This window comes from Deltaproteobacteria bacterium (assembly GCA_016210005.1).
GTDB lineage: Bacteria > Desulfobacterota > Binatia > HRBIN30 > JACQVA1 > JACQVA1.
On record JACQVA010000193.1, the window covers coordinates 1 to 22499 of the forward strand.

17 protein-coding genes are annotated in these 22499 nt (G+C 66.3%); 7 read left to right on the top strand and 10 right to left on the bottom strand.

Translation table 11 applies throughout. From position 1 onward, the window contains the following. Positions 1–230: 230 nt before the first annotated feature. Entirely contained in the window at positions 231–944 is a 714-nt protein-coding gene (locus tag HY699_18635; protein MBI4517828.1) for a DUF4350 domain-containing protein, read from the bottom strand. A 368-nt stretch (positions 945–1312) separates the two neighbouring features. Here HY699_18635 and HY699_18640 point away from each other — a divergent pair, with 368 nt between their 5' ends. After that, on the top strand, positions 1313–2119 hold the full coding sequence (locus HY699_18640) for a hypothetical protein (protein ID MBI4517829.1): 807 nt from the start codon (positions 1313–1315) through the stop codon (positions 2117–2119). A 201-nt stretch (positions 2120–2320) separates the two neighbouring features. Continuing rightward, a complete protein-coding gene (locus HY699_18645; GenBank protein ID MBI4517830.1) occupies positions 2321–3298 on the top strand; it encodes a lysophospholipid acyltransferase family protein in 978 nt (325 codons plus the stop codon). A 47-nt stretch (positions 3299–3345) separates the two neighbouring features. Here HY699_18645 and HY699_18650 read toward each other — a convergent pair whose 3' ends face one another. The 4 genes from HY699_18650 to HY699_18665 form a co-directional block, all read right to left on the bottom strand. Next, a complete protein-coding gene (locus tag HY699_18650) occupies positions 3346–4080 on the bottom strand; it encodes a 1-acyl-sn-glycerol-3-phosphate acyltransferase (protein MBI4517831.1) in 735 nt (244 codons plus the stop codon). Positions 4081–4215: 135 nt separating this feature from the next. Next, positions 4216–5091: a hypothetical protein gene (locus HY699_18655; GenBank protein ID MBI4517832.1), complete on the bottom strand. Its 876-nt coding sequence runs from the start codon at positions 5089–5091 to the stop codon at positions 4216–4218. Next, positions 5088–6488: a phenylacetate--CoA ligase family protein gene (locus HY699_18660; protein ID MBI4517833.1), complete on the bottom strand. Its 1401-nt coding sequence runs from the start codon at positions 6486–6488 to the stop codon at positions 5088–5090. The genes HY699_18655 and HY699_18660 overlap by 4 nt, the downstream gene beginning before the upstream one ends. After that, a complete protein-coding gene (locus HY699_18665) occupies positions 6485–8050 on the bottom strand; it encodes a long-chain-fatty-acid--CoA ligase (GenBank protein MBI4517834.1) in 1566 nt (521 codons plus the stop codon). The genes HY699_18660 and HY699_18665 overlap by 4 nt, the downstream gene beginning before the upstream one ends. Positions 8051–8198: 148 nt before the next feature. On the opposite strand from HY699_18665, the gene HY699_18670 reads away from it, so the two are divergent. From HY699_18670 to HY699_18680, 3 genes are all read left to right on the top strand, one after another. Further along, positions 8199–9551 (top strand): B12-binding domain-containing radical SAM protein, encoded by a 1353-nt coding sequence (locus tag HY699_18670; GenBank protein ID MBI4517835.1) that lies wholly within the window; start codon positions 8199–8201, stop codon positions 9549–9551. Between the two features lie 203 nt (positions 9552–9754). Further along, positions 9755–10741 (top strand): zinc-binding dehydrogenase, encoded by a 987-nt coding sequence (locus HY699_18675; GenBank protein ID MBI4517836.1) that lies wholly within the window; start codon positions 9755–9757, stop codon positions 10739–10741. 328 nt (positions 10742–11069) lie between these two features. Then, a complete protein-coding gene (locus HY699_18680) occupies positions 11070–12623 on the top strand; it encodes a hypothetical protein (GenBank protein MBI4517837.1) in 1554 nt (517 codons plus the stop codon). Positions 12624–12668: 45 nt separating this feature from the next. On the opposite strand, the gene HY699_18685 is transcribed toward HY699_18680, so the two are convergent. From HY699_18685 to HY699_18700, 4 genes are all read right to left on the bottom strand, one after another. Then, on the bottom strand, positions 12669–13751 hold the full coding sequence (locus HY699_18685; protein ID MBI4517838.1) for a sulfotransferase: 1083 nt from the start codon (positions 13749–13751) through the stop codon (positions 12669–12671). 57 nt (positions 13752–13808) lie between these two features. Next, entirely contained in the window at positions 13809–17204 is a 3396-nt protein-coding gene (locus tag HY699_18690) for a S8 family serine peptidase (GenBank protein MBI4517839.1), read from the bottom strand. Between the two features lie 80 nt (positions 17205–17284). Continuing rightward, positions 17285–18373 (bottom strand): acyl-CoA/acyl-ACP dehydrogenase, encoded by a 1089-nt coding sequence (locus HY699_18695; GenBank protein ID MBI4517840.1) that lies wholly within the window; start codon positions 18371–18373, stop codon positions 17285–17287. Positions 18374–18498: 125 nt separating this feature from the next. Continuing rightward, positions 18499–19725, bottom strand: a complete 1227-nt coding sequence (locus tag HY699_18700; GenBank protein ID MBI4517841.1) for an acyl-CoA dehydrogenase family protein — start codon at positions 19723–19725, stop codon at positions 18499–18501. Positions 19726–20051: 326 nt separating this feature from the next. Between HY699_18700 and HY699_18705 the strand changes: the two genes are divergently transcribed. Next, a complete protein-coding gene (locus tag HY699_18705) occupies positions 20052–21257 on the top strand; it encodes a rhomboid family intramembrane serine protease (GenBank protein MBI4517842.1) in 1206 nt (401 codons plus the stop codon). Between the two features lie 9 nt (positions 21258–21266). Then, positions 21267–21545 (top strand): hypothetical protein, encoded by a 279-nt coding sequence (locus HY699_18710; GenBank protein ID MBI4517843.1) that lies wholly within the window; start codon positions 21267–21269, stop codon positions 21543–21545. Between the two features lie 30 nt (positions 21546–21575). Here the strand turns inward: HY699_18710 and HY699_18715 are convergent, their stop codons facing one another. Beyond that, positions 21576–22493, bottom strand: a complete 918-nt coding sequence (locus HY699_18715) for an ABC transporter permease (GenBank protein MBI4517844.1) — start codon at positions 22491–22493, stop codon at positions 21576–21578. Positions 22494–22499 lie beyond the last annotated feature (6 nt).

Sequence of the window (22499 nt, forward strand, 5' to 3'; positions counted from 1 at the left end):
CCCTGCTGTGGCGTAGCGATACTGCCAGCCAGCTCTGCCTGACCTGCCACGACAAGGGCACCTACACCGCACCGTAACGCCAACCGTTGCCCGGCTTCGGCGCGAGGGGAATGCGCCCGTTCCCCTCGCGCCTTCCCCCCCTGCTTGCTTGGCTCTTCCGAACCTATCCCCAAACTTGCATCCGCCGGACCTCAGCCTGCGCCTTACCGCCGGCTGAGTTCCCGACGACTTCAGCTGCTGATCGCGCTTAGCCAGGCCGCGAGATTCTTGGCCAGAAGCAGATTGCCCTCTTTGAGGAACTGGTTCTGGAAGATGGCGTCGTCTCCGAAGACGACGAAGCGTCCGCGACCGAGGTTTCCGGTTACCACCACCGCGAACGACTGAACTGCGTCACCTTCAGTACGCTTCGCGTCGCCGTTCAAGTCGATCCAGGCGCCTGGGCTGGTCTCGGCGACGATGGTGTCGCGCGTATTTAGCAAGGCCCAGCCGCCGAAGATGCTGAACCCCTTCATGCCCCTGGTTAACTCGTGCGGCCTGAGTCGAGTGACCCGGAAGTTAGCGGGCGTGTTTTCGACGATGTTGTCCTGCTCGAAGATCACGGCGTTGGATATGGACGTGTGCAAGCGGTGCAGCAAGCCGGCAACCGGCGGGCCGATGTGAAGCATGATGCAGAGCCGCCCGCCCCGCTCGACGAAGCGCGTGACCGCCTCGACCTCGCGTTCCGTCAGCGGCTTGAACGCACCCGAGATCACCAGCCCGCCGGCGCCTGCCAGCTCTTGATCGGTGAGCTCCCGGCCGGTGGTCGTGATCTCGAAGCGCTGATCCGCGAGCACCTGCGCGAAGCGGGATAAATCGAGCGGGCCGTCTCTCCCGGCCAGGAAACGTTGCCCGTGCGATTCGTCGAATAGCGCGACGAGCCGGTTGGTCGCGTCAGCGGCTTGCACAACGGCGAGGAAGAAACCGCACCAGGCCACTATGGTGGCCCCGCCGGTCAGCTTGGTTCGCATGCGCCGACCAGAGCCTGTTGCCCGGCCAATTGCAAGGCCTCCTCACGCTGCGGTGCAGCGCCGGGAGCACCGCTCTTGTCGAGGCTGGCGAGGCGGTGCCGCCTCGTTCTGACCCAACGCCACTGGTCACGGGCGAACCACCCGCGCTCGGCATGTTCCGGGCGTTGGCTCGGTTTTCGGCAAAAACGTGATGCGCCGGCTGCTCACCAGTTGGCGTGATCGCTCAGGCGTTTGGCCCGTTCATCTCCTTGGCACAGCGGTTGCCCTTAGCACGAAGCAAAGGACACCGCATGGGAGGTGAAACAATGAGCGCCGTAGTGGTGCGCCTGCTGGCTGCACTCTTCTGGTTGGTGGCGACGACATCACCTGCCTGGGCACTTGCCGCCTCGGGCTCCGGCTTGGCTGGCAGCCCCCACGATTTCACCAAGCCGAGCAATAGCGCGTACCAGGGCGATCGCAAATCCGACATGTGCATCTTCTGCCACGTACCCCACAACGGTAAGGGCGCGGCCGGCCGGTCACAATGGGATCAGATGGCAACTAGCGCCGACAACGGAACCAGTGGCCCACAGGCTTCGGCGACCTTCGACTACCTGCCCCTGTGGAACCATGAACTCACCGGCAACTTCGCTTCCTACACGACCTACCAGAACGGTCTCGGCGCACCACAGGCCGGCGCCAAGGCGTCGCAAGCGATTGCCTCTGGCCGAACTCCGGGCAGCACCTCTCTGCTCTGCCTCAGCTGTCATGACGGCAGCGTGGCCATCAACACCTACGGCAATGGCTCGCAGCTCGGCGGGGGTGCCACGATCGCCGAGGCCTACATCATCGGCAAGGACAATTACCTGGGAAACCACCACCCGATCGGCTTCGACTACGACGCGGTGCGGTCGGGGGACAAAGAGATCAGGTCGGCGGATGCCGCCAGCCTAACGCCGACAACCACCGTTAGAGACCATCTCTATGGTCCGGGCAACGAGCGCATGGAGTGCGGCACCTGCCACTCGGTGCACAACACCGGCAACAGCGGCGAAAGCCTGCTCTGGCGCAGCGACGCGCGCAGCCGGCTCTGCCTCACCTGCCACGACAAAGGCCGCTACGCCGCGCCGTAGGTCGGCGAACAACGCAGGATTACAACGAACTGAACGAATTAAACCGATTGGGCGGATTCGGAATCGAATGAGCGGCCACCAGCAATGCCGACGTCGAAGCCTCGGCTTTCTCCCATCCGTGAAATCCGTTCGATCCGTTTAATCCGTTGTAAGAATTGGCGGCCGATTGCGGCACTGCCGGGCGCGTGTTAGCTGAGAGCCATGCCGCCCACGGCCCCGTTGCGCGCCCGACTCGCCCAAGCCGTACGCTTCGACGGGCTGTGGTGGCGAAGATTCGCTTACCTCGGCTGCGTCTACGGGCCGGATTGGTGGACGCACTATTCGCCCCCGGTCATCGCGGCAATCATCTTCGCCATCGTCGGTCGCAACCGCCGCGGCGCCATCACCAACTTGCAGCGCATACTGGACCAACCCGACCGGCGGCGCGCCGGGCTGACGGGCTTGCGTATGTTCGCCGAGTTCGCGCACTGCTTGACCGAGACGACGCAGTACTACGGGCCGCGCCCGCGAGCGATCCGCCTGGATACTCCCCAACACGATCCACTGGCCGAGGCGCTGCGCGCTGGCCGCGGCGCGGTGGTGGTCACCGGCCACTTCGGCAACTGGGACATTGCGGCTAAGGCGCTGTGCGACTACGGGCGCCCGATCAACGTGGTTATGGCCCGCGAGGTCAATGCCACCACCCAGGAGTACGTGCGCAGTGCCCGCGAGCAGGCCGGGGTGCGGGTCATCTTCTCGGACAGTTCGGTATTCTCGTCGCTCAACATGATTCGCGCGTTACGTCAAAACGAGGTGGTAGCGATCCAGCTCGATCGCATGCTCGGGCCCGGCGGCGCGCGGCAGTTGCCGTTTTTCGGCGCCCTCGCCCCGTTTCCGTCCGGCCCGTTCGTGCTCGCGCGCTTGGCCGGAGCGCCGGTAATCCCGGTCTTCATTCCGCGCCTGGGGCCGCGCCATTACGCCATTCGTGTCACTGGCCGTTTTTTTCTGGCCCGCGAAGCTCGCGATGCTCACGCGCTCGATCGCGTCATGGGCGAGGTGGTGCGTGAGTTCGAGGCCATGATCCGCGAGTTTCCGACCCAGTGGTTTCAATTCGCGCCGTTCTGGCCGGCGGCGGCAGCGGCGGCGCTGCCGGCGGTCGACGAAATCGAAGCTCGCCCGCAGCGCCGCCTGCGGCGATAGCAATGCCGGCCGGTTGCTCGCCCTGATCCGGCGAGTATCCGGTGGGCTTAAGCAGACAGCTCAGCGGCGATGCGCGAGCGCACCAACTCACGCAAGCGATCGCGGTCTTCGTAGGTCATGCCGGCGGTGGGAATCGGTTCGAGCACCACCAGTTCGGCCTCTCCCGGAACGATCGAGAGGTAGCCCCCCTTCGGCATGATCGCCTGGGTGCCCTTGCAGACCACGGGCACGACCGGAATGCCGAGATGAATGGCGGCGACGAACGGCCCCTTCTTGAACGGCAGCAGGTTGCCGTCACGGCTGCGCGTGCCTTCGGGAAAGATGATGGTGGAGAACCGATCGAGGTTGAGGCGGTTGAGCCGGTCGATGGCTTCGAGCGGATTATTGCGATCGATCGGGATCATGCCCATGGTGCGCAACACCAGGCCGAGAATCGGCTCGTTGAACATCTCCTGCTTGGCCGCGAAGCGGTTGTTGCCGGGCAGGTAGCCGAGCAGTGCGGCGATGTCGAAGTGGCTCTGGTGATTGGGGGTGAACATGTACGGCCCGCCGGCAAGATGTTGCAAGCCCCGCACCTTCACGCGCACGCCGCACAGCCGGGTCAGGTTGCGCGCCTGGGCCTTGGCGAACGCCCAGGTGACGTTCTTGTCGCGGATGAGGCGATACATGACCACGGCGATCGCGCCCATGGTAAACAACATGGCGCGGAAGATGAAGCGATTGATGACCGTGCGCACCGGCGAGAGTGCCGGCGGCGATACGGTCTGAGCCTGAGTCTGCATGGGTAAGAGGCATCACAAAAACAAGCAAAAGGCAAAACCAAACGCGCGCCGCTGGGTAGGCGACATGTAATGTGAGTGAGGCGCGATAGGTCAGACCCGTAGCTCTCTATCCCGCGAGGCGTGTCGGAGCCCCGCTCACCCTTCGGGAGGTACACCCTCTAGCGCCGTTGCGATCAGCGGCAGGACGAGTTCCGGATCAGCCAGGGGGGCCGCATGACCGTTGCGCTGCGCCGGACTCACCGGCGCCACCGCTCCCATGCGCTCGATCAGTTCGCGCCGCGAACGACCGAAGAACTTCACTACCCGGTCCTCCCGAATGTCGGGCTCTTCTCCCGGCCGTTCCGTGAACAACATGACGGTGCCGGACGCAAACGACGATGCCAGGCTGCTGGCTCCGAAGATCGCCTGCTGGAAATCGCCTTCGGGAGCGAGGTCCTGAACCACCGCCGGCAACAGCGCCCGTTGGATGACGCGCTTGACCCGGTGCAGCCAGCGCAGCCCGGGCACGTCCCCCAACAGCAGCAGCAAGCGGTCGGCATCCGCATAGCAGCTGCCGCCGATCAACGGGTTAACGTAGACGGCCGTCAGCCCGCGTAGTTGGCCCTGCGGATCGCTTGCACCGGCGTAAGCCGGCAGGAGAGCGCCGATGCTGTAGGCAACCAGAATGATCGGCGCGGGTAGCGCCAACAGCCCTTGGCGCAAGCAGCAGGAGGCGGGAGCCAGGTGCGCGGTGTCGTCGTAGAGGAATGCCGCCAGATTCGCCCGCTGGCGCAGCGCGCCTGCCAAATGAGCGAATTGTCCGGGGGCGCCACCGCCGCCGTGAATGAAGACGACCGTGGCCCGGCCGTTGATCAACGGCGATTCATGAACGATTCCGGGTCGAAACCTCCCCCGGCGCACCGCGCTGCGGTACTCGCTCCGGCCGAACTGCCAGAGCACAGGTCCGGCGGCATCGACTGTCGCCCCGGTGGTCGCGGGGCCTATCAACGACAGTCCCGCCACGACTGTCACTCGCGCTCCTGGCGCAGCAGGCGGCGGCGGCGCCGGGCGTTGCGCAGCTGCCGGCCAGCGATCCCGAGCACGGTAGGCAGGTCGAAGCGCGGCCACTCGAGCAAGGCCTCCATGATGGTGATGCTCTTCTTGGATTGCCGGCGCCAGTCGCAGACCAGGCTCGGTTTGTAGATGCGCGGCGAGCGCAGCAAAGCGCTGCGGTCCAACACCTCACCATGGCGCAGGTACTCGACCGTGATCGGGAGGTGCAAGCGCTCGCCCAGTGCCCGCTCCGCCGCGGCTTGGTCCAGCCGGGCCGGCTGCGGCGCTTCGATCAGGAAGTGTAGCCCGCGCTGGCGCACGACGATGAAGAATGTTCGCGTGCCGATCCGGTCGCTCACCTCGTAGGCAGCATCGAGCACCTCACAGGCGGAGGCCTCGCGCCCGCCGAACTCGAGCAGCTCCTCGAGCCGCCCCAGTACCGTCGCGGTCGGGCGCGGGTCCCCGCAAGGGCACGGCTCCTGGTCCAGCCGCACCAGGTCTTCGGTGTAATAGCGCACCAGCGGCATGACCTCGTGCACCAGGCTGGTGACGGTGAGCACACCGGCATCACCGGCCGGCACCGGGGCGTGAGTGTGGCGGTCGAGCACTTCGATCTCGACCAAATCCGAGCACAGATGGAGGCGGCCGTGCAGGCAGCTCAGCCCCAGGCCCATGGCCTCGTTCGAGCCGTAGAGTTCGACCACGCGCACGCCCCAATCCTGCTCGATAGCGCGCCGCAGCGCCGGCGGCAGCACCGCGCCGCCGCAGAAGATCACTTTGAGTGACTCGGCCTCGCGACCGAGGTCCAGCCCCTGCTCGCGCGCCAGCTCGCGCAACAGCATCGCCTCGAAGGGCAGGCAGGCGAGCGCGGTCACCCCCAGGCGGCGGATGAAGCCGAGCGCGCGGGTGAACGGCACATCCCAAGTCAGGTTACCCGCCGGGATGTGGCAAGCCCCGGCGGATTGCAGCGCCTGCTCGAAGATAAACGCCGCCGGTGCAAACAGCGGGAAGCGGTTCAGCAAGATCGCGCCGGCCGACAGCTCCGGCACCATGCGGCGCAGCATCTCCGCCAGCAGCCGCACCTCGAGCAGGCCGCACCAGGTCGAGATCGGCTCGCCGGTGGTGCCGCTCGACTCGTGGTAGTGCCAGGCGGCCGCGGGCGCCACCGCCAGCATCCCGAACGGGCTGGCGTCACGCAGGTGGTGCTTGAACGTCAGCGGCAGACGGTTGAGCTCGGCCGCGCGCGTCAGATCGTGGCCGGCGAGGTGGCGAGCGTAGAACGTGCTGCGCCGCGCTCGCGCCACCGCCTGGCACAACTGCTGGTCGCGATCGTCGCTAGGAAGCGCCGCCGGCTCATGGCCTAAATGCATCGTCACCCCTCGACCTCCAAGTGCGCAAAGCGCTGGTGCAGCTCGGCCTTGAGCACCTTGCCGGTACCCGATTGCGGTAGCGGCTGGTGCACGAAGGCGAAATGGCGGGGGCATTTGTAGCCCGCCAAGTGCCGGCGGCAGTGCGCGATCAAGTCGGGCGCGCTAAGCGTGCCGCCGGCGCGCGGCACGACCACCGCCGCCACCGCTTCGCCCCACTGCCGGTCGGGCAAGCCGATCACCGCCGCTTGGGCTACCGCCGGATGCCGGCAGAGCACGGCCTCGACCTCAGCCGCAGATACGTTCTCACCGCCGGTGATGATCAGGTCCTTGAGGCGGCCGACGATGTGCACGAAGCCGTCGTCGTCGATGCGGCCGAGGTCCCCGGTGTGCAGCCAGCCGTCGCGCAGCGTTTGGCGGGTCTCTTCCGGGCGGCGCCAGTAGCCGAGCATGACGTTCGCGCCCCGGGCGGTGAGCTCGCCGACCTCACCCGGCGGCAGCTCCCGGCCGGCAGCATCGCACACGCGCAGCCGAACACCCACGACCTCGCGGCCCACCGAGCCCAGACGCGAGCTGGCCGCCGGGGAATCGTAGTCCAACCACTCGAACTTCTGCGAGGCCAGCATCGGCGCCGCCTCGGTCATGCCGTAGCCCTGGCACAGGATAGGTCCGAAGCACCGCCGGGCCGCCCGCAGCAGATCCACCGGCATCGGAGCGCCGCCGAACACCAGCAAGCGGAGCGAGGCGTAGTCCGCCGCCGAAGGCCCAGGGTGATCGACCAGCAAGCCGATCATCGCCGGCACCAGCGCCGATAGGGTCACCTTTTCGCGCCGCACGACTTCGGCGAAGGCGGCGGGCGAGAACCCGCGCATGAAGGTGTGCCGGGCACCGGCCGCGGTCAGCGCGTAACATGCCCAGGCGTCGGCAACATGAAACATGGGGGCCGCGTGCAGCCAGACATCGTCCTCGAGGAAGGGAAAGTTCATCAGCCCATGCTGGGCGTTGGCGACCACGTTGCGCTGACTGAGCATGACACCGCGCGGGCGCCCGGTGGTACCGGAGGTGTAGAAGAGATTTATCATGTCGTCTTCGCGCCAATGGCGTGCGGCGTGGGTTAGCGGCGGCGCCGGCGCCAGCAGGCGCTCGTAGGCAAGCATTCCTGCCGGCGCCTCGCCGGTCAGCGCGATTACGTGTCTGAGATCGGGCAATTCGGCACGCAGGCCGGCAACCGCTTCCACGAAATCCGCGGCCACCAGCAGCGCCGAGGCGCGCGCGTCGCGCAGGGTAAATGCGATCTCGGCGGCAGCCAGTCTGGTGTTCAACGGCACCAGCACGGTGCCGGCGTAGTGAGAGGCGAAATATGCTTCCCAGTAACGGTGCGAGTTGCCCGCCAGCACCGCCACGTGATCGCCGGGGGTGAGCCCGAGCCCGAGCAAACCGGCTGCAAGCCGCCGCACCCGCTCGCTGGCCTCACGGTAGGTGTAGCGCGTGTCGCCGTCGGCAAGCGCGACCCGCGAGCCGTGAATCGCGACGGCGTGCTCCAGCAAATCCCCCACCAACAACGAAGTCATGTTCACCTTAGCCGGCGGTGACAAAACAAGATCGACAACCAAAAGTCAAAACCGAACGCCGGCATCGTCGCGCGCATCGCCGCTTCACTCAGGCAGGTGCCCTCCTCCCAGCGTTGACTTGGAGGAGCAATGCTCGATAATCCGCGCCGTGCGCGTCCTGCTGATTTCACCGACTCACTACACCGCCGGCGGCTCGCTCCACAAAACCACCCGTTACTGGACCAGCGGACTCACCCTGCCCTATCTCAAGGCCCTGACCCCACCCGGGCATGAGGTGTCGCTGGTTGACGAGCTGTTCTATGACGTAGACCTGAACTGCGACACCGACCTGGTCGGCATCACCGCCATGGGACCGCAGATCAAACGGGCCTACGATCTTGCCGACCACTTCCGTGGCCGCGGCGTGCGGGTGGTGCTCGGCGGCACCTGGGTAAGCTTGACGGTGGCAGAGTCGCTGAAGCACGCCGACGCCGTCGTCGCCGGCGAAGCCGAAGAGGTGTGGCCGCAGCTGCTCGCCGATTTCTGCGAGGGGCGCAATCGCCGTATCTACCGCAGCGAGCGCTGGCACAGCCTCGTCAACCTGCCGCGCATCGACTACACCAGCCTGCCGCTGCTCAAGTACGAGGCGTTCAAGACCAGCTGGCTCTACCGCATGTACTTCCACTGGCCGGTGGTATTTTCGCGCGGCTGCCCGCACCCGTGTGAGTACTGCGCGGTGCAGACTTACTACCAGCGTGGTTTTCGCACCCGGCCGGTGGCCGAGGTCATCGAGGATCTGCGCGCGATCAAGGCGCTCGGCGCCAGCCGCATCTTGTTTCTCGACGACAACCCGATCGGGCATCCGGACAAGGCCAAGGAGCTGTTTCGAGCGATGCTCCCGCTCAAGCTCAAGTGGGCCAGCCAGGCGACGATCAACATCGCACGTGACCCCGAGCTGCTCGATCTCGCCGCTCGTAGCGGCTGCGTGAGCCTGTCCATCGGCTTGGAGAGCATCAGCGCTGAAAGCCTGGAGTCGGTCAACAAAGGCTTCAACCTGCCGCACCGCTTCGCCCAGGACCTGGCGGCGATTCGGCGCCGGGGCATTCAGGTCATCGCGCTGCTGATGGTGGGCCTCGACGGCGACAAGGCCGACAGCTTTTCGCGTTCGCTCGATTTCTTGCTTGACAACAAGGTCTCGTTTCTAAAGCTGTTCACGCCCTGCCCGTATCCGGGCACAAAGTTTTACGACGAGATGTCCGCCGCCGGGCGAATTCTGGTGCACGACTGGGGCCGTTACGACTACGGTAGCCCGCTGATCAGACCCGCGCACATGACGCCGGCGCAGATGATGGATGGCTTTAAGTACGTCTACGAGGGCTTCTATTCCGTGCGCTCGATCGCCAAGCGCCTGCTACCGCCGCCGCGCGGCAGTTACCTCGAAACCCTCGCCTACTTGGTTGCCAATTTGAAGGTCAACCGTTACCTGCACACGCACGAGAACGCCTGGGCGACGATCTCGTAACCGGCGCGCGTCCCACCGCTTCTCGACCGGCAAGGGTGCAAGCCCGCCTTTAGTGCGACCAGCACGGATGGCTGGCCGCTAGACTGCTCGGGGGGGGCGGACTGGCGTCATCGCGGCGGCGGCTCTCCCTCAACTACCTGGCGTGTCAACGACCCAGCGCTAACCAGTAGTGTCGGCGCGGCGGGTTTGCTACGGTGGCGCGCATGACGACGACGATGCAGGCGATTCAATATGACCGATTAGGCGGGCCGGAAGTGATGCGGGTGGTGGAGCTGCCGGTGCCGGAGCCGCTGCCGGGCTTCGTGCGCGTGCGTAACCACGCCATCGCAGTCAACTTCCACGACATCAACACCCGTCGCGGCGATGAGCCGGATGTGGCCCTGCCGGTTACCCCGGGGACGGACTTTGCCGGCGTGGTCGACGCGGTCGGCGAGGGCGTCGAACATCTCAAAGTCGGCGACCGTGTGCTGTGCATAAACACCGACGGCGCCTATGCCGAGTTCGCGCTCGCTTTCAGCGCGATCGCCGTGCCGATTCCGGACGGGCTGTCGTTTGCCCAAGCCGCGGCCTGCCCGGTGGCCGGGCTAACGGCGTACTTCCTCGCCAAACAGATCTGTCAGGTCACGCCCGACACCGTCGTACTGACCCACGCCGCCGCCGGCAGCGTGGGTTGCTTTCTCGGGGGTTTGCTGCGGCAGATCGGCGCCACCGGTATCGGGCTGGTGAGTAGCGATGAGAAGGCCGCGGTGGCGCTGCGCGCCGGGCATACCCACGTGATCAACTACCGGCGCGAAGATCCGCTGGCGCGGGTGCGCCAACTCACCGACGGCCGCGGCGCCGATGTCGTGTACGACTCGGTGGCCGGCCCGAACTTCCAGCGCACGGTAGATATGACCGCGACCGAGGGCACGATCGTGCTCTTCGGTCACGCCGCCGGTGATCCGCCGGCGGCGGCGATCAACTACTGGCTGCACTCGGGGCGCAACCTGGCGCTGCGCACCTACTTCCTCGGTACCACGATCCAGGCGCACATGGAGCAAATTGCGGGCGTATACGGCGCGCTCTTCGACGGCTTGATGTCCGGGGCGATCGCGCTGCCGATCGAGACAATGGCGCTGCGCGATGCCGCCAAGGCGCACGCCCGCATCGAGTCGCAGCAGACGTTCGGGAAGATCATCTTGACGCCGTAGCCCGCCGCGAGCCGGCTCGCCCGCCCGGCCGCTAAGCCTCGGCACATCTGCGGCTTCGGGAAGTAGTGGCCGGCCATTTCCTCCGGCACTCCGTCGCGCATCAATCCCCGGCGCCCACCGCTGCCCGCCAAGGCCAAAATCCCTTGACATTACGCGCGAAATAGCGCTAGCGCTATGCATCATTATGCGAGGCGTCGTTACTAGGCTCGGGTGATCAGCACACAACCCATAATAGGGGGCACGAATGGAGCCAGGACGTATGTATACAAAGGTGCGTCAGGACGGAGTCGGAGCCGAACGCCTGCTCGGAAGGCGGCGGCGGCTCGCTATGCCCCTTGCTGCATTGGCGGTCGCCTGTGGGCTGGTCTTCGCTGGGCCGGCTGCGGCTGACACCTGTGTCACGATTGCTACGACGGCGAGCGGGGACGACGCACGGGCAGCATCCAATCTGCAGAGTTCGTACGGCAGCGTGGCCTTCGCCTCGTGCAGCACCGCGTTCACGACTATCACAGCGGCCCGCTCGCTGATTGGCGGCACTAATTTCTCTGTGCCCAATCTCTATTTCAAGTTCGACACCGGCGCGTCGCTACCGGATGACGCGACGGTGACCAGCGCACAGCTCGATCTCTACGTGTCCGCTGCCGCCAACACGGACGGATTCAATCTCCAGGCAGACTGGATTGACTGGTCGGCGGGCTGTGGCGCGGCGGTCTGGACACGCGACCCGGGAAACGACGCACATAGCGGCACGGGCGTTTCGTCACTGACGACGAGCGCAGTGAATAACTTTGCGTTGGCAAATCTCACCAACGTTAGTCTGACCGGCACGACTTACCTCCGCGTCTCCGTCAGTGGTGGGCAACCGACGGGGCTGAACTTCGTGGACATTGCCGCCTGGGACGAAGTGAGCCAGCAAGAGCCGCGGTTGCAAGTGTGTTACGACGTCCCGACGCCCACGCCCACCGAGACCCCGACGACGACACCGACCGACACTCCGACGGAAACGCCGACGGAGACACCGACCGAGACGCCAACGGAGACACCAACCGCCACGCCGACACAAACGCCGACCGAGACACCGACTGAAACGCCCACGGCGACACCAACCGAGACGCCGACGGTTACTCCAACCAACACGCCGACGGACACGCCGACCGCGACGCCAACTCGCACGCCGACCAGCACTCCGACGATCACCGGCACCGCGACGCCCACGTATACGCCCACCGTCACTCCAACGGCGCCGCCGCCAACGGTGGACGATGGCGACGGCGTGTCCGGTGGCACCGAGGACGGTGCGCCGTTCGCCGGTGGTCTGCCCAGCGGTGACGGCGACGGTGATGGGACGCCGGACAAGGATCAGGCTGACGTAACCTCGCTGCCCGGACCGCGGGGCTACATCACGTTGAAAAGCTCGTGCGATCAGAACTTGATGGTTCAAGCGCGAAGCGAGAGCACGAGTATGCCCGATCTGTCGTTCAACTATCCGTTCGGCCTGCTGAGCTTCGAGCTATGCAACGGCGGGCCGACCTGCTCGGGCTCCTGCTCCACGGCGTACGTGACCGTGATCTTCCACGGGGCTCAGGATCTCAGCAGGTTCGTTTACCGCAGACACGGGCCATCGATCTACTACAATCTGCCTACCAGTCCGCCGTACAACACGATCATGACCGGGAACATGGCCATGTTCATGCTCACCGACGGCATTCTGGGCGACGATGATCTGACGGTGAACGGCATGATCGTGGACGAAGGGGGCCCCGCGATTCCCCGGCCTCCGGTGGCAGCCCCCGTTACATCCCCGTGGGGCTTATGGGCCCTGGCGGCAATACTGGGCGGCCTGGCCTGGCTCGCGCTGTGGCGGCGATCTCACCCGGTGTGAGCAGGAACCCTTTGCCTACGTTGCCGTATTCTTGAAGAGCGGCACCTAGCCGCGCAGCAACACGTCGCAGAAGAAGCGCACACGCTTGACGGCGCGGCCGAAGGCGTTGTGCTGGATGTTGCGGCGCAGCCGCAGCAGCAGCTTGCGCTGGAGTTGAAAGCGGTCGAGCGGCGGGCGCCGTGACGGGCGTAAGCCGCCGCTACGGCCGGCTGCTTCCACCGGCGCGAACAACGTGGCGCGGGGAAAGGCCCAGGTCGCCAAATCGGCATCGTCGATGGCCGCCACCATGTCGCGCACGATGTTCAGCTTACGCGCATCGCCGGCCAGCTCCGCCGCCCACTTCTCCACCGACTCGGTCACCGGCCGGGTGTGCCGGTTGACATTGACCGGGTCGCCGAGGCCTTTGGAGTCGTGCTCATGGGCGCCGTAGTCGATCATGCCGGGCTCGAACTGCAAGCCGAGGAAGTCGCACACGCGCTCCATCTCGGCTTCCGGGTTCTGCACTAGTTGTTCGTAACCGACCTGGATCAGCGGCACCGCCCGCTCGCGGATGAACCGCGCCATCGCCGGCACGTAACGGTTCAAGATCGGGTTGAACCTCCGCGCGGCCTCGAAGTCGCCGTCGAAGAACGAGTTGGCGTACGAGCTGAACACCGCCGCCGGGTGGCGGGTGAGTACGATGTAACGCGCCCGCGGATAGAGCTTGGTCAGAAACGGCAAGATCAGCCCGTTGGCCGGCGTCTTGTCGAGAAAGAGCGGTTTGCCCTGGCCGCGCCCCGCCAGCATGCGGCCGTAGAGCACGTCTACGTAAGCGCGGCAGGCGTCGAGGTAGTCCTGTTCGCCACCCGGCAAGTCGGCGACAAACTCACGCGTCGCCTGCGCCGCTTGCAGGTGATCGAAGGGCGCGGCGTCGACGCTGTCGTAGTAACCCAGATGCGCCAGCGGCGTCAGCAAATGCGGTTCCGGGCGGCTGTAAATCGCCGAGTGCGAGCTGAGCATGCGCATCAGCAAGGTCGAGCCCGAGCGCGGCGGGCCGATCACGAAGAGCAGGCGCTGCTCCATCGGCTCGATCGCGCGCGGCGCAATCCGCGGTGAAACAATCGGGGATGAACTGTCACGCGGTTCCATACGCAGGCGGCACTATAGCCGAAGCGCGCGGGCAAGTGCACGCCGGCCTCGGGCGGTTCACGGCAGACAGCCGGCGAGGGCGCTGTTCACGGCCTGCACTAGCTCGTCCACGGTGACCGCCCCATCGTTACTGCTGTCGAACGGCGGGCAGTCGTCCAACGCCATGATCCCGAGCGCGATATTCACCCCCCGTACCAGTTCGTCGATGGTGACCTCGCCGTCGTTGGTGCAGTCGCCGACGCAGCCGCTGCCCGTGGGGATGGTGGGCGTGGGTGTGGGTGTCGGCGACGGCGTCTCACCGGGCGTGTGGATGGCGGTGAGCGTGGCCGTGAACGTCGCGGTGGGCGCGGGAGTATGCGACCCCGCCGCCGTCTCGGTGGCGGTGGCTGTGGCAGTCGCAGTGGCGGTCGCGCTGGACGTGGCGGCAAGCGTCGGTAAGGCGGTGGGTGAGCTGGTTGCTGCCGATGTGGCCGTCGCAGTGGCAGTGGCAGTGGGGGTGTCGGCAGCCGTGATCGTCGCCGTCGCACTCGGAGTGCTGGTCGGCGTCGCGGTAGCGGTGGTGGTGTAGGTATGAGTCGGGGTAGACGTCGCCGTTGCGGTTGGCGTCACTGTTGGTGTGGTGGTGGCAGTCGAGGTCGCGGTGTCGGTCGCTGTTGCGGTTGGTGTCGCAGTCGGGGTTAGCGAAGGAGTGCTGGTGGCGGTATTCGTAAAGCTTGCGGTTGCTGTCGCCGTCGGTGTGGTGGTCGCGGTGGCGGTCGGCGTCGCGGTCGGAGTGCTGCTCGGTGTGATGGTGGCAGTCGAGGTCGCGGTGTCGATCACCGTTGCGGTTGGGCTGGCGGTTGGTGTCGCCGTCGGCGTGGTGGTCGCGGTGTCGGTCGGCGTCGCGGTCGGAGTGCTGCTCGGTGTCGTGGTTGCGGTGGCGGTGAAGGTCTGAGTTGCGGTTGCCGTCACTGTTGGTGTGGTCGTGGCAGTCGAGGTCGCGGTGTCGGTCGCTGTTGCCGTTGGGCTGGCCGACGGCGTTGTGGTCGCCGTGGCTGTGTCTGCCGGCGTCTGACTCGGTGTTGTTGTGGCGGTGAGCGTGGGCGTGGCACTGGCCGAGGCCGTTGTAGTGCTCGTGGCGGTAGTGCTCGGGCTGAAGGTTGGTGTCGAGGTCGCACTGTGCGTGGGGGTCTGCGTTGACGTCGCGGTAGCGGTCGCGGTCGCCGTGGAAGTAGGTGTTCCAGGCTCGGCCACCGCTGCGAGTGCGGCATTGGCGTTGACCCGCCCGTAGCCGTAATACTGATTGAAGCCGCCGCCGTAGCTCACGCCACCGATCTTGTCGGCGGTATTGCGGATGGCGGTGCGGATCTGGGCGGCGGTGAGGCCGGCGTTCTTGGACAGCAACAGTCCGGCGATGCCCGCCGCCAGCGGCGTGGCGGACGAGGTACCGCCGAAGCTCGCGGTGTAGTCGCCGGCGGCGCCGACGCTGGCGTTGTAGCCGAAGACGCCGGTGCGGTCGGTGGTGGTAATGCCCGCAAAGCCGCCGTTGCTGGGAGCGACGAAATCGAGCGGGCTGCCGTACTGGCTGTAATTCGAGCGATAGTCCCAATCCGTGCTGGCGCCAACTGCGATCGTGCTCGAGAGATTGGCCGGATAGCCCACGGCGCTTTCCGTCTCCGGGACACCGCTGGCCCCGAAGTATGGACCACTGAAGCTGGAGCCGCCATTGTTAGAGACGAATACGTCGAGCTTGTCCCAATTGGCTTCACTCGACACCCAGGCGTAGAAGATCATATCGCCTGAGCCCGAGACCGTGACGGTACGCGAGCGCAAGGTTGTCGTTTGACTGTTGCCGATCGTACCGGCCTTGGCCTGGTAGCGCCCGGTACCGTAGGCATGGCTCGGGTCGTCGACCACACTCCAAGGCGCCGCACCGGAACTGCTCCACCCGCCGGGCAAACCCGGCGTGTCGAAGCGTTCGATGGCGCCATCGGGGAGCACCACCGTTGACAGCCAGACCGTGTCGTCGCCCGAACTGACGGAAGCATCCTTGGTGTAGCGCCACTCGATGATCCAGCTACCCGCGGGAAACCCGGTCAGCACAAAGCCCTGGTATCCGGAAGCGCCGTTGCCGGAAGCGACGAAGGCCGCAGCGCCCAAGCCGCCGCGGCCACTGCTGCTGGCCCAGTCGAATGCGGTCGTCAGCGTCGAGTCGGGCGAGCCGCCACCCCAGCTGTTGTTCAGCACATCGGCGCCGCGCCAGCTACCCAGGCCATCAGCGGTGCGACCGGCGGCGTAGTAGACCGCTGAGGCAATGGCGGCGGAGCTGGCAAAGCCACCGCCATCACCAACAGTGTCCTTCGCGATCTTGAGCGGCAGGATCTTGCAGCCTTGGCACACGCCGGTGACGCCGAGGGCGTTGCTGCCCACCGCTGCGCTCACGCCCGCTACAGCCGTGCCGTGGTCGTCGTAGATAGTTGCCGGGTTGGGGTCGTTATCGCCGTCGGCGAAGTCCCAGCCGCTGCGGTCATCGACCCACCCGTTGCCGTCGTCGTCGATCAAGTTACCGGCCACCTCACCGCTGTTGACAAACATGTTCGCGGCCAGATCTGGGTGAGCGGTTTGCACCCCGTTATCAAGCACGGCGATCACCACCGCGCTGCTGCCGCTCGTCGTGGTCCAGGCCTCTGGCACGTCGGCGTCGGCATCGCTCAAGGCGCCGGTTTGTCCGCTGTTGTGCAGGTGCCACTGATCGCCGTAGAGTGGATCGTTAGTGGTGACGCGAAAGTCGTGAAAGAAGTTGGGCGAAGCCCACCACACCCCGGGCGCGTCGTGCAGGCGGTTGGCGGTCTCGATCGCCGCCACGCCGCCTTGTGCCAGGGTCGCTACGTACTGGTCCGGCGTACCCGGCAAGCGTCGGTAGCCGACGAAGTCGGGCGTGAAGAAGGCGTCCGGATTGCTACCCGGTGCCAGCGCCACCACGATCTCGTCCGTGACCCACAGGCGCGCTCCCACCCGGGCGTTGAAGAAGACGGGCCCACTCCAAGCCACCCCGGCGGCCGACGCCGCACCCTTGATCATGGCTTCGGTATCGACACCCGCCGGGCCCGCCAGGCTCACAACTCGCCGCCCCAGCGCTGCCGACTGCTTGAAACCTGACAACGCGCCCGCAGGGCCGGTCAACTGTTGCGAGGTGCTCTCGGCGTCAACTGACGGCGCAACGCCCACCACCAGTTCGCCGCCAACACGCAACAGCGGCACCTTGCGACCGTCGGCCCAGTAGAAGTCGCCCGCGTCCGTCAGGCTTTCCGGTGTGGCGGGCTTAACTGCGGCCGCCGCACGCACGCGCGGCGGACCGCCGTTGAGGGCGACGGTGTGGGTTGCGCCCTGAGCGGCGCGCAGCGGCGTCTGGGCGTTGGCCGTAGCCGCCAGCCACAACAGCGGCAGGCCCAGCAAGCACGACCGAGTCAGCATCCCTACTCCTGCAAAGCGGGCGTGCCGTGGCGGGGGCATGGGCGAGGTTACGGTGTGCGAAAGCGCTGCCCCTGTTTGGGCTACCAGCCCGCCAAGTCGGCCGCGCGTTGGCGGTGATAGTTGGCCTCGCCGAGAAAGCCGCGGTCGAAGACGGCGCGGCGAAACCACAGGTGCAAGTCGAACTCCCAGGTGAAGCCGATGCCGCCGTGGAGCTCGGTGGTGTCGCGCATGACACGGTCGTAGAGCTCGCTCAGGTGCGCCTTGGCCAGGGCGGCGTGCCGCTCGCACTGGTCCTTGATGTGGTCGAAGGCGTGCGCGGCGTACCAGTAGAGCGACAGCGACGGCTCGATCTCGGTGGCGAGATTGGCGAGCTGATGCTTGACCGCCTGGAAGGCGCCGATCTTCTGGCCGAACTGCTCCCGCTGCATGGCGTACTCGACCGTCATGTTGAGGCAGCGCCGGCAGCCGCCGTAAGCGTCGGCGGCAATCAAGATGCACCCGGCATCAATCACGCGCTGCAGCGCCGTGGCCGCGCCGCCCAAGGGCTTTGCCGGTGTGTCACGAAAGGTGACCGACTCGACCCGACGGGTCATGTCGATCACCTTCAGCGAACTGATCTCGAGGCCCGGCGCACCGCGCTCAATCAGCCACAAACCCGGCCCCTGCTCTCCACGCGCGGCGACCACCATGAGGTCGGCAGTGCCGGCGTACGGCACCAGCGGCTTAACCCCCGACAACTTTCCCGCTTTCACCTGCGCCGTCATCTCCACCGGGCTCCAGCGACTCTCCTCCTCGCCGAATGCGACCGTGGCCAGTGCCTCACCCGAGGCCATGCGCGGCAGCCAAGCACCTGCCGGCGCCGCCGCGCCGCTCTCGATCAAGGCGACCGTGGCCAACGCCGAGCCCAGAAACGGCCCGGGACAGGCGGCGTAGCCAAGCTCTTCAGCCACCAGCGCCAGATCGAGCAGCTCCAGCCCCGAGCCGCCGTGCTCGACCGGCACGATCAAGCCGGTCAGCCCCAGGTCGACCAGCCCTTGCCACAGCTTGGGGTCGTGCCCGCTGTCGCTCTCCATGATCGCCCGCACCCGTGGGGTTGGGCACTGCTCTTCGAGAAAGCGCTTGACGGTGTCCTTGAGCAGAACTTGATCCGCCGAGAGTCCGAAATCCATGCGAGAACCTTTCCCGAGGCTAGTTACAAGAAATTAAACAGCTTAGACGGATTCGCAAAAGGAGCCGCTCCCGCCATCCGCGTCCGAAATCTGCCTAATCCGAGTAATCCGTGGTAAGCCCTCTGCTATCTCTTCGTGGCCGCATCGCGCGGCAGGCCGAGGCCGCGCTCGCCGATGACGTTGCGCTGGATGTTGGCGGCGCCGCCGGCGATCAGCATGCCGAGCGACCACATGTAGGCAGTGAGGAACATGCCCATTGCCGGCGCGCTGCCCTCGCCGGGGGCGAGCAAGCCGCGATCGGCTAGAATGTCCATTGCTAGGCGGCCGATCTCGTAGTTGAGGGTCGTGCCGTAGAGCTTGAGCACCAGGCCGGCGAGGCCGGGCTCCTCATCGCGGATACCCATCGTCAACATACGATACTGGTGGTACTCCAGCGCCAGCAGTTTCGACTCGATTTCGACCAGACGGTTGCGGATCACCGGGTTCTTGCTGGCGGGCTGCCCGCGCAGCGGCACCGCTTGCGCCAGCATCAGCAGCCCATCGAAGGTGCGGCGGTGAATCATCGAGCCGCCGATCAACGCGCGCTCGTGCTTCAAGGTGGAGCGGCTGACATGCCAGCCCTGCCCGCGCTTGCCGACCAGGTTGCTGAGCGGAACCCGCACGTTGTCGAAGAAGACTTCATCGAAATCGGCATCTCCGGTCATCTGCCGCAGCGGGCGCGCCTCGATGCCCGGCGTCTTCATGTCGATCAAGATGTAGCTGATGCCCTCGTGCTTGGAGGCCTCGGGCTCGGTGCGCACCAGACAAAACATCCACTGCGAGGTGCGCGCGTTCGAGGTCCAGATCTTCTGGCCGTTGATCACCCAATGATCACCTTCGAGCACGCCGCGGGTACGCAACGAGGCCAGATCGCTGCCGGCGTTGGGCTCGCTGTAGCCCTGGCACCACATGATCTTGCCGAGCAGGGTGTCACGGATGAAGAACTGCTTCTGTTCCTCGGTGCCGTGCTCGACCAAGGTCGGCACCAGCATGCTCGGGCCCTGGCCGACGACCTCGTGCGGGGCGCGCACCTTGCGGAACTCCTCGGCGACGATCTGCGCTTTGAGCGCGTCGGGTGGCTGCTCGCTGCCGCCGTAACGTTTGGGGACGTGACGATAGAGATAGCCGCGGGCGATGGCCTTGAGGCGAAACTGCGTGGCGCGCTCATCGGTGCGCACCACCGCCCCCAGCAGCGCGGCCGCGCTGTCGGGCGGCGGGGCGGCGGCGGCGTCCTCAGCCGTCCAGTTCTCCCGCAAGAACTGCCGCACTTCATCGCGATAGCTTTCGTACTCGGCGCCGTAGCTCAGGTCCATGGCTGCATTCCTTTGCCCTCACTCTGCCGTCATCCGCGTCAGGCCCCACCACCACCGAACGCTTGTTAACTGACCCGGTGGCGGACGGCAAGTGCTATCTGCGACCCGGCGATCGGCGGCCCCAGCGCAGAGGTCTTACAACGGATTGAACCGATTCAACTGATTTCGGCCACGGCCGGTGCCAACCGGCTGTTTCCGAATCCGCTCAATCAGTTGAATCGGTTGTAAGCGATTCCGCAAGGGCGCCGGCGGGCACGTGACCTGCCAAAGCGCTCGTATCGTGGCCGCGGTTGAGGTAGCAACGAGAACATCATGGAGCGCCGCCAGTGATTCTGCCGCTGGGTGATCAGCCCAACCCGCGCGGGGTGCCGTTTGTGACCTACGCGCTGATTGCCGCCAACGTCGCGGTGTACGCCTTGATCGCGCTGCCGTTGAGCTTCACCGCTCCCGATCCCAACGACCCGGCGCTGCTGGAATACGTGCGGGTGGTGACGCGCAACCTGGCGCGTCCGCTGCCGCTGCGGCAAGTGCTCGAACAGGTGTCGGCCTACGATCTGTTCGTCTTTCACTACGGCTTTCGGCCGGTGGCGCCGAGCCTGGTGGCGCTGTTCACCTCGCTGTTCTTGCACGCCGGCTTCCTGCACTTGTTCGGCAACATGCTCTTTCTCTGGATTTACGGCGACAACGTCGAGCATCGCCTGGGGCGGTTGCCGTTCTTGCTCTCGTACCTACTCACCGGCGTGCTCGCCACGCTCTTCCACACCGTCTTCGCCCTCAGCTCGGCGCTGCCGCTGGTGGGGGCGTCGGGGGCGATTTCGGGTGTGCTCGGCTTTTACTTCCTCTGGTTTCCGCGCAATCAGGTGCGCCTGCTGGTGTTCTTCTTTCCGCTGCTGATGAACGTGATCACTGTGCCCGCCCGGATCGTGCTCGGGCTTTATCTCCTGGCCGACAACCTGCTGCCGTTCCTGATCGCGCAGGAGTTCGGCAGCGGCGCTGGCGGCGTGGCTTACGGTGCGCACATCGGTGGCTTCGCCGGTGGGCTGGCGGTGGCGTGGTTCATGGACCGGCGCGAGGTAGTCGGCCGGCCGGCGGAGTTCCGCGCGACGCCGGCGGCTGCCGGTGCGTATGCGCCGCTCGCTGCGGCCTTGGAGGATGGCCGCTTGGCCGAGGCCGCTACTACTTACTTTGCCCTGCCGCCTGAAGCGACCCGTGGGTTACTGGCGCCACAGCACTCACTGGCGCTGGCCGGTTGGCTGCGTCACAACGGCCACGCCAAGGCGGCGCTAGTCGTCTACCGGCGCCACTTGCGCGACTATCCGCGCGGCGCCGGCGCCGCCGCCGCCCATCTCGGCGCCGGGCTGGTGCAACTCGAAGACCTCGGGCAGGTGGCACCGGCCTACCAACATTTTCTCGATGCCCTCGAACTCGAGCCCTCACCGGAGATAGCGGAGCAAGCGCGTGCCGCTCTCGCGGCCATTACCCGGCTGCAGAAACGCCAGCTCGGGCGGCTGGCCGGCCGCCCGCGGGAATGAAGTGCCGGCATGCCTCTCGCCCAGCATTTCGACTGCCCCGAGTGCGGCGAGCGCTTGCTGCGCAAACCCGGCGGGCACTGCCCGCACTGCGGCGCCGATGTGCGCGAGCACGTCGCCGGCGAGCGCAAGCACGAAACCCGTATCGAGCGAATCATCGCCGTCATCAGCACGCTCTTGGTGCTCGGCGTTTCCATCTTCGCCGGCGGTTGTAATCTGATCGAGGGCATCCTCATCTATGCTGGCGCCGGTGCCCTGATCTGGTTCGTGGCGAAGCGGACGTTCCGGTAAGCACAACGCCCCGCGCACCGGCACCGCCTGTCATTCCCGCAGATAGGGCTGCCCGAGTGCGGCCGGGGCGCGGCTCTTGCCGGCGGAGACCGACAGCGCGAGCAGCGTCATCACATACGGCAGCATGAGAAAGAACTGATACGGCACCGCCAGCCCCAGCGCCTGGAAGTGAAACTGCAAGGCGGTGGCGAGGCCGAAGAGCAGGGCGGCGACGAGGATGCCCACCGGCGACCAGCGGCCGAAGATGACGATGGCCAGCGCGATGAAGCCGCGGCCGGCCGACATGCCCTCGATGAACGTGCGCGCGTAAACCACCGCCAGATAAGCGCCCGCCATGCCCGCCAGAGCACCGCAGGCGAGCAACGCCAGCGTCCGCACGCGCGCGACCGCTACGCCCTGGGCCGCAGCCGCCTGCGGGTTCTCGCCCACCATGCGCAATTCGAGGCCAGGCACGGTGCCGAAAAGCAGGAAGGCAGACGCCGGCACCAAGGCCAAGGCGAGATATCCCAGCGGCGTCTGCGCGAACAACGCCTCGCCGACGACCGGCAGTCGCGCGAGGCCGCCGATGGCGATCGGGGCGATGCCGGCAACGGTCAGGGCCGCGCCGGTGATGCCGAACACCGCGCGATAGGCGACCCCGGTGAGGCCGGCAGCCAGCAGATTCAGCGCCACCCCGGTCACCACCTGGTTGGCGTTGCGGTACACCACCACCAGCGCGAACAAGCCGCCGAGGATCGCCCCGCTGGCGCTCGCGGCAATCACACCCAGTGTGGGCGAGCCGCTGGCGTAAGTCGTCACCATCGCCGCAAAGGCCCCGCTCAGCATCATTCCCTCGAGCCCGATGTTGATGACGCCCGCACGCTCCACCAGCAATTCCCCCAGTGCCGCCAGCAACAGCGGCACCGCCATGGTCAGGGTGGATGCTAGTAAGGCCGTGGCCAGATCCATGGCCGC

What these genes read in the sequence shown, in the direction of transcription:
- HY699_18675 (MBI4517836.1), top strand. Translation starts at nt 9,755, where the DNA reads ATGACGACGACGATGCAGGCGATTCAATATGACCGATTAGGCGGGCCG.
- HY699_18650 (MBI4517831.1), bottom strand. Translation starts at nt 4,080, where the DNA reads ATGCAGACTCAGGCTCAGACCGTATCGCCGCCGGCACTCTCGCCGGTG.
- HY699_18685 (MBI4517838.1), bottom strand. Translation starts at nt 13,751, where the DNA reads ATGGAACCGCGTGACAGTTCATCCCCGATTGTTTCACCGCGGATTGCG.
- HY699_18715 (MBI4517844.1), bottom strand. Translation starts at nt 22,493, where the DNA reads ATGGATCTGGCCACGGCCTTACTAGCATCCACCCTGACCATGGCGGTG.
- HY699_18680 (MBI4517837.1), top strand. Translation starts at nt 11,070, where the DNA reads ATGCCCCTTGCTGCATTGGCGGTCGCCTGTGGGCTGGTCTTCGCTGGG.
- HY699_18665 (MBI4517834.1), bottom strand. Translation starts at nt 8,050, where the DNA reads ATGACTTCGTTGTTGGTGGGGGATTTGCTGGAGCACGCCGTCGCGATT.
- HY699_18700 (MBI4517841.1), bottom strand. Translation starts at nt 19,725, where the DNA reads ATGGACCTGAGCTACGGCGCCGAGTACGAAAGCTATCGCGATGAAGTG.
- HY699_18695 (MBI4517840.1), bottom strand. Translation starts at nt 18,373, where the DNA reads ATGGATTTCGGACTCTCGGCGGATCAAGTTCTGCTCAAGGACACCGTC.
- HY699_18710 (MBI4517843.1), top strand. Translation starts at nt 21,267, where the DNA reads ATGCCTCTCGCCCAGCATTTCGACTGCCCCGAGTGCGGCGAGCGCTTG.
- HY699_18645 (MBI4517830.1), top strand. Translation starts at nt 2,321, where the DNA reads ATGCCGCCCACGGCCCCGTTGCGCGCCCGACTCGCCCAAGCCGTACGC.
- HY699_18690 (MBI4517839.1), bottom strand. Translation starts at nt 17,204, where the DNA reads ATGCTGACTCGGTCGTGCTTGCTGGGCCTGCCGCTGTTGTGGCTGGCG.
- HY699_18640 (MBI4517829.1), top strand. Translation starts at nt 1,313, where the DNA reads ATGAGCGCCGTAGTGGTGCGCCTGCTGGCTGCACTCTTCTGGTTGGTG.